Origin of the sequence: Pseudomonas inefficax (assembly GCF_032164165.1) — a bacterium.
GTDB classification, from domain to species: domain Bacteria; phylum Pseudomonadota; class Gammaproteobacteria; order Pseudomonadales; family Pseudomonadaceae; genus Aquipseudomonas; species Aquipseudomonas inefficax.
Window position 1 is genome coordinate 2096486 of the sequence record NZ_CP134401.1, and the last position, 12269, is coordinate 2108754.

Here is a 12269-nt window from a genome sequence, read left to right on the forward strand (position 1 = left end):
CCAGCGGCCTCTTGGGCGGGTGGCGGCTAAAGGGCGGGATTATAACGCAAAGCGCAGTACGCGCATGCCTCTGCGAGGGCTGCGCCCTCGATCGCGACACAAGGCCGCTCCCACAGGGATAGTGCAACCCTTGTGGGAGCGGCCTTGCGTCGCGAAAGGGCCGCACCGCGGCCCCAGGGATTTCAGCCACACCGCATGAGTTTCATGGGCCTGCGCTGTTCGCTTATTCAGCGATCAACCAGTCCATCCGGTAGCTACCGGCAGTCTGCGCCAGCTCTTTGGCCAGCCATGGCAGCAGTTCCTTGAGCTCTTCCTCCAGCCCCCACGGCGGGTTGGCGATGGCCAGACCTGAGCCATTGAGCCCCTGCGGGCTGTCCTGGTGGTGCACATACAACTCGACCCGCAGCAGCTTCGGTGCGCCGGTGCTGGTCAGGTCCTGGTAAAAGCGGGTCAGCGAGCGCTGGTCCTTGATCGGGTACCAGATTGCCGCGACGGTCTGGCGCATGCGGCCAATCGCTTCTTTCATGGCGGTAGTGCAGCGCTTGAGCTCATCAGCCTGTTCGAACGGCGGGTCGATCAGCATGATCGCGCGCTTTTCCTGAACCGGCAGCAAGGCCCGCGGCACATGCCAGCCTTCACCCAGGTGCACGGTCACGCGCGGGTCTTTCTTCATGTTTTCCTTGAGCAGCGGCCCGTCTTCTGGGTGCTTCTCGTTGAGCAGGGCGCGGTCCTGCTGGCGCATCAGGCGGCGGGCCAGTTCAGGCGAGCCGGGGTAGTAGCGCAGCTCGCCATCGGCATTCAGGCGCTTGATGATGCGCAAGTAGTCATCGGCCATGGCCGGCAGGTCATCGCGATTCCACAGACGGGCGACACCTTCCAGATACTCGCCGGTGCGGCTTGCCTGATCGCCCTGCAGGTCGTACAGGCCGAGCCCGGCATGGGTATCGATATAGGCGAATGGCTGTTCCTTGCGCGACATCAGGGCGATGAGGCGGGTCAGCACGATGTGCTTGAGGACGTCGGCGTGGTTGCCGGCGTGGAAGGCGTGACGATAGTTCATGGCAACTCCTGCGGGGGTGACAAGTTTACCTTGCCTTGCAGGCGGAGTCAGGCCTGGCTGCTGATCGGCGGGGGCTTCTTCGCGGGTAAACCCGCTCCCACAGGGATTGCACAGAACTCGAAGCCTGCGAGGTACCTGTGGGAGCGGGTTCACCCGCGAAGCAGGCGCCGCCGATTCAACCGGTGTTACTTGTCAGCGTGATAAGCCGCATCAGCAGTTTCGAAGCGCTTGACCATCGCCTGCGACGGGCTGCCCAGCTTGCTCACCACGATGATGGCGATGCTGGCGAACAGGAAGCCCGGGATGATTTCGTACAACCCGAGGGTGTCGAAGTTCTTCCACAGGATCACGGTCAGGGCGCCGACCACGATACCGGCCAGTGCGCCGTTGCGGGTCATGCCTTTCCACAGCACAGAAATCAGCACCACAGGGCCGAAAGCAGCACCGAAGCCGGCCCAGGCGTAAGCCACCAGGCCCAGCACGCGGTTTTCCGGGTTGGCAGCCATGGCGATGGCGATCAGGGCGACGGCCAGCACCATCAGGCGGCCCACCCATACCAACTCGACCTGCGAAGCGTTCTTGCGCAGGAACGACTTGTAGAAGTCTTCGGTCAGGGCGCTGGAGCACACCAACAGCTGGCAGCTCAAGGTGCTCATCACCGCAGCCAGGATGGCCGACAGCAGCACACCGGCGACCCACGGGTTGAACAGGATCTTCGCCAGCTCGATGAACACGCGCTCGTGGTTCTCGGTGACCGGACCCGCCAGTTCAGGGTGCGCAGAGAAGTAGGCGATGCCGAAGAAGCCCACGGCGCAGGTGCCGGCCAGGCACAGGATCATCCAGGTCATGGAGATGCGGCGGGCATTGGCGATCGACTTCACCGAGTCGGCAGCCATGAAGCGCGCCAGGATGTGCGGCTGGCCGAAGTAGCCCAGACCCCAGCCCATCAGCGAGATGATGCCGATGAAGGTGGCGCCCTTGAGCATGTCGAAGTTGGCCGGGTTCACCGCCTCGATGGCAGCGAAGGTGGTATCGAAACCGCCAGTGGAGATCAGCACGATCACCGGAGTGAGGATCAACGCGAAGATCATCAGCGACGCCTGCACGGTATCGGTCCAGCTCACCGCCAGGAAACCACCGATGAAGGTGTAGGCGATGGTCGCTGCGGCGCCGGCCCACAGAGCGGTTTCGTACGACATGCCGAAGGTGCTCTCGAACAGGCGGGCACCGGCAACGATGCCGGAAGCGCAGTAGATGGTGAAGAACACCAGGATGACGATGGCCGAGATGATCCGCAGCAGGCCGCTATTGTCTTCGAAACGGCTGGAGAAGTAGTCCGGCAGCGTCAGCGCATCACCGTTGTGCTCGGTCTGCACGCGCAGGCGGCCAGCTACGAACAGCCAGTTCAGGTACGCGCCGACGGTGAGGCCGATGGCAATCCAGGCTTCGGACAAGCCGGAGAAGTAGATGGCGCCCGGCAGGCCCATCAGCAGCCAGCCACTCATGTCGGAAGCGCCGGCGGAAAGCGCGGTGACCACACTACCCAGGCTGCGGCCGCCGAGGATGTAGTCGGAAAGGTTTTTGGTGGAGCGATAGGCGGCGAAGCCGATCAGCACCATTGCGGCGATATAGACCACAAAAGTGATCGTTAGTGGATTACCCATGCGTGTGCCCTGGCGTTTGTTTTTATGTCATGCACAACCGCAGCCATGGCGGTTGCACCCAGGCGGCGAATCGTATGCAACAACGCAAAGCGGGTGCAACCATTTTTCATTTGCAAGTTGCACCTGCTCGTGCATTTTCCGAAAAATCTGATTTCTTGCTCCTTTTTGGAGCAAAAAGCCTGCTTTCAAGAATAAAACGCACCAGAAACGATCCTTTTCAGAATATGGAAATGGCAGTCGGACGAGTTGCACCTTTTCCGTCAAAAATTCGGGTTGCACCTGGTTGCACCCGAATTGTCCTACAGCTACTCTTGGCGTCAGCTTAGGCCACAACCGTGGCAATAACGAGGATAAGAAATGGCGACGACCACCCTTGGGGTCAAACTCGATGACCCGACCCGTGAGCGACTCAAGGCAGCTGCGCAGTCGATTGACCGCACCCCGCACTGGTTGATCAAGCAAGCGATCTTCAATTATCTGGAGAAGCTCGAGGGTGGTGCCACCCTGACCGAACTCAACGGCCATGCCAGCAACCTGGCTGACGACGCCGGAGAGGTCCAGCCCGAACACAGCCACCAGTGCTTCCTCGAGTTCGCCGAGAGCATCCTGCCGCAGTCGGTACTGCGCTCGGCGATCACCGCCGCCTACCGCCGCCCCGAGCAGGAAGTGGTGCCGATGCTGCTGGAGCAGGCGCGCCTGAGCGCCCCGCTGGCCGAAGCGACCAACAAGATGGCCGCCGGCATCGCCGAAAAACTGCGTAACCAGAAGAGCGCTGGCGGTCGTGCCGGCATCGTCCAGGGCCTGCTGCAGGAGTTCTCGCTGTCGTCCCAGGAAGGCGTGGCACTGATGTGCCTGGCCGAAGCCTTGCTGCGCATCCCCGACAAGGGCACCCGTGATGCGCTGATCCGCGACAAGATCAGCACCGGCAACTGGCAACCGCACCTGGGCAACAGCCCGTCGCTGTTCGTCAACGCCGCCACCTGGGGCCTGCTGCTGACCGGCAAGCTGGTGTCCACCCACAACGAATCCGGCCTCACCTCCTCGCTCACCCGCATCATCGGCAAGAGCGGCGAGCCGATGATCCGCAAGGGCGTCGACATGGCCATGCGCCTGATGGGCGAGCAGTTCGTTACCGGCGAAACCATCGCCGAAGCCCTGGCCAACGCCAGCCGCTTCGAGTCCAAGGGCTTCCGCTATTCCTACGACATGCTCGGCGAAGCCGCACTGACCGAACACGACGCACAGAAGTACCTGGCGTCCTACGAGCAGGCCATCCACTCGATTGGCAAGGCCTCCCATGGCCGTGGCATCTATGAAGGCCCGGGCATCTCGATCAAGCTGTCGGCGCTGCACCCGCGCTACAGCCGCGCCCAGTACGAGCGCGTGATGGAAGAGCTGTACCCGCGCCTGCTGTCGCTGACCCTGCTGGCCAAGCAGTACGACATCGGCCTGAACATCGACGCCGAAGAGGCCGACCGCCTGGAGCTGTCGCTCGACCTGCTCGAGCGCCTGTGCTTCGAGCCTTCGCTGGCCGGCTGGAACGGTATCGGCTTCGTCATCCAGGCCTATCAGAAGCGCTGCCCATATGTGATCGACTATGTCATCGATCTGGCCAAGCGCAGCCGCCACCGCCTGATGATTCGCCTGGTGAAAGGCGCCTACTGGGACAGCGAAATCAAGCGCGCCCAGGTCGAAGGCCTGGAAGGCTACCCGGTCTACACCCGCAAGGTGTACACCGACGTGTCCTACGTCGCCTGCGCCCGCAAGCTGCTGGCAGTGCCAGAAGCCATCTACCCGCAGTTCGCCACCCACAACGCCCACACCTTGTCGGCCATCTACCACATTGCCGGTCAGAACTATTACCCGGGCCAGTACGAGTTCCAATGCCTGCACGGCATGGGCGAGCCGCTTTACGAGCAGGTGGTCGGCAAGATTTCCGAAGGCAAGCTGAACCGCCCGTGCCGCGTCTATGCACCGGTCGGCACCCACGAAACATTGCTGGCCTACCTGGTGCGTCGCCTGCTGGAAAACGGCGCCAACACCTCGTTCGTCAACCGCATCGCCGACCACTCGATCTCCATCCAGGAACTGGTCGCCGACCCGGTCGCCAGCATCGAGCGCATGGGCACCCAGGAAGGCAGTATCGGCCTGCCGCACCCACGTATCCCGCTGCCGCGTGAACTGTATGGCAGCGAGCGGGCCAACTCGGCCGGCATCGACATGGCCAACGAACACCGCCTGGCATCGCTGTCCTGCGCCATGCTGGCCACCGCCCACAACGACTGGAAAGCCGCGCCACTGCTGGCCTGCGCCGCCAGCGAGGGCGCAGTCGCACCGGTGCTGAACCCGGCGGACCACCGCGACGTGGTCGGCCATGTCCAGGAAGCCACTGTCGCCGACGTCGACAATGCCATCCAGTGCGCACTGAATGCAGCACCGATCTGGCAGGCCACCCCGCCGGCCGAGCGCGCCGCCATTCTGGAGCGCACCGCCGACCTGATGGAGGCCGAAATCCAGCCGCTGATGGGCCTGCTCATCCGCGAGGCCGGCAAGACCTTCGCCAACGCCATCGCCGAAGTGCGTGAAGCCGTGGATTTCCTGCGCTATTACGCGGTGCAGGCACGCAACGATTTCAGCAACGACGCCCACCGCCCGCTGGGCCCTGTGGTGTGCATCAGCCCGTGGAACTTCCCGCTGGCGATCTTCACCGGTCAGGTGGCCGCAGCGCTCGCCGCCGGCAACCCGGTCCTGGCCAAGCCGGCCGAGCAGACCCCGCTGATCGCTGCGCAGGCCGTGCGCCTGCTGCTGGAAGCCGGCATCCCTGAAGGCGTGCTGCAACTGCTGCCAGGCCGCGGTGAAACCGTCGGTGCCGGCCTGGTGGGTGACGAGCGCGTCAAAGGCGTGATGTTCACCGGTTCCACCGAAGTGGCCCGCCTGCTGCAGCGCAATGTTGCCGGCCGCCTGGACAACCAGGGCCGCCCGATCCCGCTGATCGCCGAAACCGGTGGCCAGAACGCGATGATCGTCGATTCCTCGGCACTGACCGAGCAGGTGGTGATCGATGTGGTGTCCTCGGCCTTCGACAGCGCCGGTCAGCGTTGCTCGGCACTGCGCGTGCTGTGCCTGCAGGAAGACTCCGCCGACCGCGTGATCGAAATGCTCAAGGGCGCCATGGCCGAAAGCCGCCTGGGCTGCCCGGACCGCCTGGCCGTGGACATCGGCCCGGTGATCGACGCCGAAGCCAAGGCCGGCATCGAGAAGCATATCCAGGGCATGCGTGAGAAAGGCCGCTCGGTCTACCAGGTGGCGATTGCCGATGCTGCCGAGATCAAGCGCGGCACCTTCGTCATGCCGACCCTGATCGAGCTGGAAAGCTTCGACGAGCTCAAGCGTGAAATCTTCGGCCCGGTGCTGCACGTGGTGCGCTACAACCGCCGCAACCTGGACCAGTTGATCGAGCAGATCAACAACTCCGGCTACGGCCTGACTCTCGGCGTGCACACCCGCATCGACGAGACCATCGCCAAAGTGGTGGAAACTGCCAACGCCGGCAACATGTACGTCAACCGCAACATCGTCGGTGCGGTGGTAGGTGTGCAGCCGTTCGGTGGTGAAGGCCTGTCCGGCACCGGCCCGAAAGCCGGCGGCCCGCTGTACCTGTACCGCCTGCTGTCGACCCGCCCGGCGGATGCGATCGGCCGCCACTTCCAGCAGCAGGATGGCGAAGGCAAGCCTGACCGCACCCTGCACGAACAGCTGATCAAGCCGCTGCACGGCCTGAAGGCCTGGGCCGAGAGCAACCAGCTGGCTGACCTGGCCGCGCTGTGCAGCCAGTTCGCCAGCCAGTCGCAGAGCGGCATCGCCCGCCTGTTGCCAGGCCCGACCGGCGAGCGCAACAGCTACACCATCCTGCCACGCGAGCACGTGCTGTGCCTGGCCGACAACGAAGCCGACCTGCTGGCGCAGTTCGCCGCAGTACTGGCCGTTGGCAGCTCGGCGGTATGGGCTGACGGCGAGCCAGGCAAGGCCCTGCGTGCCCGCCTGCCGCGAGAGCTGCAGGCCAAGGTCAAGCTGGTGGCGGACTGGAACAAGGATGAAGTGGCGTTCGACGCCGTGATCCACCATGGCGACTCGGACCAGCTGCGCGGCGTGTGCCAGCAGGTGGCCAAGCGTGCCGGGGCGATCGTGGGTGTGCACGGGCTGTCCAGCGGCGACCACCAGATTGCGTTGGAGCGCTTGGTGATTGAGCGGGCGGTGAGTGTGAACACTGCTGCTGCCGGTGGTAATGCCAGCCTGATGACCATTGGCTGAGGCTGAGGGTTGTTAACGAAAAAAGGAGAGCTTCGGCTCTCCTTTTTTTATGGGGGTTGGGGTTGGGCTGACAGGTGTTCGCCACAACATTTTCTGCGCCTGTGGTATCGAGCGCCGCCCGCGCGGCGCTTCGCGGGGCAAGCCCGCTCCCACATTTGTTGCAACGTGCCAAACCTGTCAGGCCATAGTTACCCGCTTTGTTGGTCCGCCGATATCTCCATGTTGGCGTGGCTGCCGTCCAACATGTCTTTAGTCATGCGCCAAGGCTGACAACCATGGCCTCACAGGCATGGCCACGTTGCAACAAATGTGGGAGCGGCCTTGTGCCGCGAAGCGCCGCGCGGGCGGCGCTCGATATCACAGGCGCAGAAAATGTTGCGGCAAACACCTAGCGGCCTTCATTCAACCTGAAGCCAAACCCTCACTGCCTCATCCCCAACTCAGCATCATCCATCAGTGCCTTGGCCATCGCACTCAGGTAATGGGCAGCCCAGATCATCATCGGCTTCTCATCCATCAGCCCGGTAATGGTCAATTCACGGACATAACCCATCAACTCCGACGACTGCTCACGGGCGTCCCTGCACGGGATGCCAGGCTCGATGCGGAACAGCGGGTGAGTGCCGTTTTCACCCTGGTAGAAGGTGGTCTTGCCGGCGGTGAATTGGGTGTCTTCTGTTGTCATTGTTCAATCCCCTGATAATTCTCGAGTGCCTGGCCGGGCCTATTCGCGGGCGCGCCCGCTCCCACAGGATCACCACAGGCTTCATGACTTGCACCGTACCTCTGGGAGCGGGCATGCCCGCGAAAGGGCCGGTTCAGGCGACACATCAATAAGCCTCAGTGCGAAGTTCGCGACCTAGATTAGGATCTTCGAGTGAAACTGCGTTCAGGGGTGGATCAGGAACTATCTTCATCATTGGTATTTTTCTCGGTAAGGGCTATCACCACCTGCTGTCAAACAAGAGGGTGGCAGCTGTGCATGGGTTGACAGACCGGTAGAAAAATCCAAAAACCCGGCGCACACGAGGTGCCCCATACACAGCCGCCATAAAGGCGAAAGCCATGAGAATTTTCTGGTCGGCCTGTCAAAGCCGGTCACTGATTTGGCAGCGACCACCCGAGACTATGGCCCGATCCAGAGCACCGCAATGGCTAGGAAGGGGTTGGGAGTATGTTTGGGAAATGGACTACATGGAATAGGCGAAAACCTAAAAAACTGCCGGGGTGCTGACTGAAATGCGGTAGGGCTGGCAGGTTTCACCTCGCCCTTTGCAGCGCGCCTGTGTGACCGCTCGCCGCTCGGTCGCACAGATATAGAAGGAACCAAAGCAAGCACCCTTTAATGCCCTCGCTCATCCGGGCCTTCGCCAGAACCACCAAAGGCTTAGGATTTTAGCCCCTTCAGAAGCTGCGAAAAGGCTCAACCAAACCCACGTACTGGTATCTGGCAATAATAGAAACAAAGAAAACGACGGAACTATAAACAAGATACGAAATGGAAACTGAACGAAAGCCAGATAACGCCCTGATCTTCTCCCCATACAAAGTAATATGCTACTGGCAACAAGGGATACCTGGACAATCAGCCCCATCCACACCATGACCTCAAGCCCTCCCCCCCACTGCTCCATGTTTGCAAGAGCGGAATTGAGATCACTGACAAAGGGGGTCACACCTCTATTCAGGCTACTGACCACAACGAAAAAAATGTAAAAAGCATCCATACCACCCCAAAACAAACCGACCAAACGCGTTGACCTTATCAAACCGATGCTCCAGCTCATTTATCTTTCAACTCATATTCTTCATTTGCTATTATTGGTCGCCAATGCCATGAGGTTCCCGACACATCCCAGGCATCATCAGCCTCCACATAAATTTGCGTTACTTTACGTTCCATTCCATATCTGTGGATTGCGGAGGATGGCGAAAAATACTGTTCCTCTTCATCAAGCGGCACCCATTCCTGCGTAACTGTTCTCGTCGTATTCGCAAAATCTTTCCCTGACGACAAGAAGACACGCCCCTCATCTCCTCTTGATGTCAGGAAGTTCGCAACAAAGGCAGCACTCGAAGCAAGTTTATTAACACGTATAGATGTTATTTTCCATTTGCCCGGACCACTCATCGCAGAAACGGTGTTAATCAGAAAATCGCCATAATCTCTAATTATCCCGGTCGAAAAGAATGGATCTTCGACCCTACACAGGTCATCCGTTCGAACGTTCGTCCAGCGAGTGAGCTTTTCCATTGCCAATCCTCCATTCCGAGCACCGACGCTTACATTCACTAGCTCAAAAAATCTGTAGGACCACTTCTGATAACGTTGTGGGAAATTTCTCCATGTATCATGGAAAACAACATCTGTACGGATGCCAGACCGCAGGTCTCATTACTCTTTCTCAACCCATATCACCCAAACCTATTAACCTGTCCCCCACCCCACCACCCTCCTACACTCGCAGCATCCCGCCTCAGGACCGCGATCATGCCCGAGACCCTGCTCAGCCCCCGCAACCTCGCCTTCGAACTCTACGAAGTCCTCGACGCCGAGGCCCTGACCCAGCGCCCGCGCTTCGCCGAGCACAGCCGCGAAACCTTCGATGCAGCGCTATCAACTGCCCGCACCATCGCCGAAAAGTTCTTCGCCCCGCACAACCGCAAGGCCGACGAAAACGAGCCGCGCTACGTGGATGGCCGCGCCGAACTGATCCCCGAAGTGAAACCCGCCGTCGACGCCTTTCTCGAAGCCGGCTTCCTCAACGCCAACCGCGACTTCGAAGCCGGCGGCATGCAGCTGCCGAGCCTGGTCTCGCAGGCCTGCTTCGCCCACTTCCAGGCGGCCAACGCCGGCACCACGGCCTACCCGTTCCTGACCATGGGCGCGGCCAACCTGATCGAGAGCTTTGGCAGCGATGAACAGAAACGCCTGTATCTGCAGCCGATGATCGAAGGCCGCTACTTCGGCACCATGGCCCTGACCGAACCCCACGCTGGCTCGTCGCTGGCCGATATCCGCACCCGCGCTGAACCCGCCGGTGACGGAAGCTACCGGCTCAAGGGCAACAAGATTTTCATCTCCGGCGGTGATCACGAGTTGTCGGAAAACATCGTGCACATGGTGCTGGCCAAGCTGCCGGATGCTCCGCCCGGTGTGAAGGGCATCTCGCTGTTCATCGTGCCCAAGTATCTGGTCAGCGAAGATGGCAGCCGTGGCCCGCGCAACGATGTGCTGCTGGCCGGGTTGTTCCACAAGATGGGCTGGCGCGGTACCACCTCCACCGCGCTGAACTTCGGCGACAACGGCCGGTGCGTCGGCTACCTGGTCGGCCAGCCGCACCAGGGCCTGGCCTGCATGTTCCAGATGATGAACGAGGCACGCATCGGTGTCGGCATGGGCGCGGTGATGCTCGGCTACGCCGGCTACCTGTATTCGCTGGAATACGCCCGCCAGCGCCCGCAGGGCAGGCTGCCGGACAACAAGGACCCGCACAGCCCGGCAGTGCCGATCATCGAACACACTGATGTAAAACGCATGCTGCTGGCACAGAAGGCCTACGTGGAAGGCGCCTTCGACCTGGGCCTGTATGCCGCGCGCCTGTTCGACGACACCCAGACTGCCAGCGACGACAGCGCCCGCAAGCAGGCGCAGGAGCTGCTCGACCTGCTGACCCCGATCGTCAAGTCCTGGCCCTCGGCCTTCTGCCTCAAGGCCAATGAACTGGCGATCCAGATCCTCGGCGGCCACGGCTACACCCGCGAATACCCGGTGGAGCAGTACTACCGCGACAACCGCCTGAACCCGATCCACGAGGGTACCGAGGGTATCCAGTCGCTCGACCTGCTCGGCCGCAAACTGGCGCAGAACAATGGTGCCGGCCTCAAACAGCTGATCCGCCTGATCGCCGCCACCGGCGAAAGCGCCAGCCACCACCCGAATCTCGACCCACTGCGTCAGCCGCTGGAGCAACTGGTCAACCGCCTGCAAGGTGTGACCCTGACCTTGCTTGGCGACCTGGCCGAAGGCAAGGTCGCCGGTACCCTGGCCAACTCCGCCCTGTACCTCAAGGCCTTCGGCCACTGCGTGATCGGCTGGCGCTGGCTGGAGCAGGCGATTCATGCCGAGCTTGGCCTGCTCAAGGGCAACCCTGCCGACCGCGACTTCTACCTCGGCAAGCTACAGGCCGCGCGTTATTTCCTGACCTGGGAAGTACCGGGCTGCCATAATGAGCTGGCATTGCTCGGGGCGCGCGACGACACCTGCCTCGCCATGCAAGAGGAGTGGTTCTAGACAGCACCTGTGAAGTGAATCACTGAGTACACTTGGCGGGCGATGCCGAGCTGCGGGGGTTGCGAGCAATAGCGATTCCTGCAGCGACTACCGCAATGCCCAGGTAGGCTGTCCAATGAATCGCGTCGCCGAACATCAACGCAGCCCATAACAATGTCACTGGCGGTTCCAGATAAACCAGCGCCGACACGCGGGTCGCGGTCAGCTTGGTCAGCAATATCCACAGGCTCAAATAGGCGATGAACGTTGAGAACAGTGTCAGCCAGGCGACAGCCACCCAGGCCTGGGTGCTGGCAGGCACTTCGATCAAGCCCAACGGCAAGCCTGTAGCGGTGAGCAACACCAGCGTCGCGGTCGATTGCAGAAACAGTGGCATCAGCAAACCGTCCTTGCTGTGGTCTGTCTCCAGAACCGATTGCCGTCGCTGGTAAAGCGTGGCGATGGACAGCGTGATGGCAGCGATCAGCGGCAGAGCGTACAGCCAGAATTCAAGCCGGGCTGTCGACAGGCTGTACTCACCCAGAATGACTACGCTGACGCCCGCAAACCCAAGCACAAGCCCCAGCCACTCCTGCCGGCCACTGCGTTCACCGTGGTCCCTGCTGCTCATCGATGCCGTGATCAATGGCTGCAAGGCGCAAATGATGGCAGCAATACCCGCCGGCAGGCCGCCGCGGATGGCGATGTAAACGCTGACCAGGTAGGCAAACTGGGCCAGAAAACCGATCACGGCGTTGTAACGTATCTGCGCCCACGACAGTACACGCAGTCGGTGCAAGACAAAGGGCAACAGGCAGATGCAGACCAGCAAAAAGCGCCAGAACAGCAGGTTTATTGCACCAGCGTCCTCCGTGCCCAGCCGGGCGCCAATGAAGCCCGAACTCCAGGAAAGGACAAAAATGACTTGCAGCAGGATCAGGTATGGCGCACTGCTTGGCAT

Annotated in this window: 8 protein-coding genes; 3 read left to right on the forward strand and 5 right to left on the reverse strand. The window is 61.3% G+C overall.

Annotated elements, in window-relative coordinates; genetic code table 11:
• Positions 1-223 precede the first annotated feature (223 nt).
• Positions 224-1060 carry a 23S rRNA (adenine(2030)-N(6))-methyltransferase RlmJ gene (locus RIN61_RS09435; protein ID WP_207878644.1) on the reverse strand — a complete coding sequence of 279 codons (837 nt, stop codon included), beginning with the start codon at positions 1058-1060 and terminating at the stop codon, positions 224-226.
• A 185-nt stretch (positions 1061-1245) separates the two neighbouring features.
• Positions 1246-2724, reverse strand: a complete 1479-nt coding sequence (putP, locus tag RIN61_RS09440; protein ID WP_207878642.1) for a sodium/proline symporter PutP — start codon at positions 2722-2724, stop codon at positions 1246-1248.
• A gap of 74 nt (positions 2725-2798) precedes the next feature.
• On the opposite strand from putP, the gene RIN61_RS09445 reads away from it, so the two are divergent.
• Together RIN61_RS09445 and putA are read left to right on the forward strand one after the other, a co-directional pair.
• Positions 2799-3050 carry a hypothetical protein gene (locus RIN61_RS09445; RefSeq protein ID WP_146742865.1) on the forward strand — a complete coding sequence of 84 codons (252 nt, stop codon included), beginning with the start codon at positions 2799-2801 and terminating at the stop codon, positions 3048-3050.
• Between the two features lie 31 nt (positions 3051-3081).
• Positions 3082-7035 carry a trifunctional transcriptional regulator/proline dehydrogenase/L-glutamate gamma-semialdehyde dehydrogenase gene (gene putA, locus RIN61_RS09450; protein ID WP_207878638.1) on the forward strand — a complete coding sequence of 1318 codons (3954 nt, stop codon included), beginning with the start codon at positions 3082-3084 and terminating at the stop codon, positions 7033-7035.
• A 421-nt stretch (positions 7036-7456) separates the two neighbouring features.
• On the opposite strand, the gene RIN61_RS09455 is transcribed toward putA, so the two are convergent.
• Complete coding sequence (locus RIN61_RS09455; RefSeq protein ID WP_112249403.1) at positions 7457-7720, reverse strand: DUF3077 domain-containing protein; 264 nt, start codon at positions 7718-7720, stop codon at positions 7457-7459.
• Positions 7721-8818: 1098 nt separating this feature from the next.
• A complete protein-coding gene (locus RIN61_RS09460; protein WP_313856883.1) occupies positions 8819-9289 on the reverse strand; it encodes a hypothetical protein in 471 nt (156 codons plus the stop codon).
• Between the two features lie 237 nt (positions 9290-9526).
• On the opposite strand from RIN61_RS09460, the gene RIN61_RS09465 reads away from it, so the two are divergent.
• Positions 9527-11329, forward strand: coding sequence for an acyl-CoA dehydrogenase (locus RIN61_RS09465; RefSeq protein WP_207879544.1), 1803 nt, complete (start codon positions 9527-9529; stop codon positions 11327-11329).
• Positions 11330-11348: 19 nt separating this feature from the next.
• Here RIN61_RS09465 and RIN61_RS09470 read toward each other — a convergent pair whose 3' ends face one another.
• Positions 11349-12269 (reverse strand): DMT family transporter, encoded by a 921-nt coding sequence (locus tag RIN61_RS09470; RefSeq protein ID WP_025340868.1) that lies wholly within the window; start codon positions 12267-12269, stop codon positions 11349-11351.

Excerpts from the sequence above, each read along its gene's own strand:
- RIN61_RS09435 (WP_207878644.1), bottom strand. The coding sequence starts at position 1,060 with ATGAACTATCGTCACGCCTTCCACGCCGGCAACCACGCCGACGTCCTC.
- putP (WP_207878642.1), bottom strand. The coding sequence starts at position 2,724 with ATGGGTAATCCACTAACGATCACTTTTGTGGTCTATATCGCCGCAATG.
- RIN61_RS09445 (WP_146742865.1), top strand. The coding sequence starts at position 2,799 with ATGCAACAACGCAAAGCGGGTGCAACCATTTTTCATTTGCAAGTTGCA.
- putA (WP_207878638.1), top strand. The coding sequence starts at position 3,082 with ATGGCGACGACCACCCTTGGGGTCAAACTCGATGACCCGACCCGTGAG.
- RIN61_RS09455 (WP_112249403.1), bottom strand. The coding sequence starts at position 7,720 with ATGACAACAGAAGACACCCAATTCACCGCCGGCAAGACCACCTTCTAC.
- RIN61_RS09460 (WP_313856883.1), bottom strand. The coding sequence starts at position 9,289 with ATGGAAAAGCTCACTCGCTGGACGAACGTTCGAACGGATGACCTGTGT.
- RIN61_RS09465 (WP_207879544.1), top strand. The coding sequence starts at position 9,527 with ATGCCCGAGACCCTGCTCAGCCCCCGCAACCTCGCCTTCGAACTCTAC.
- RIN61_RS09470 (WP_025340868.1), bottom strand. The coding sequence starts at position 12,269 with ATGCCAAGCAGTGCGCCATACCTGATCCTGCTGCAAGTCATTTTTGTC.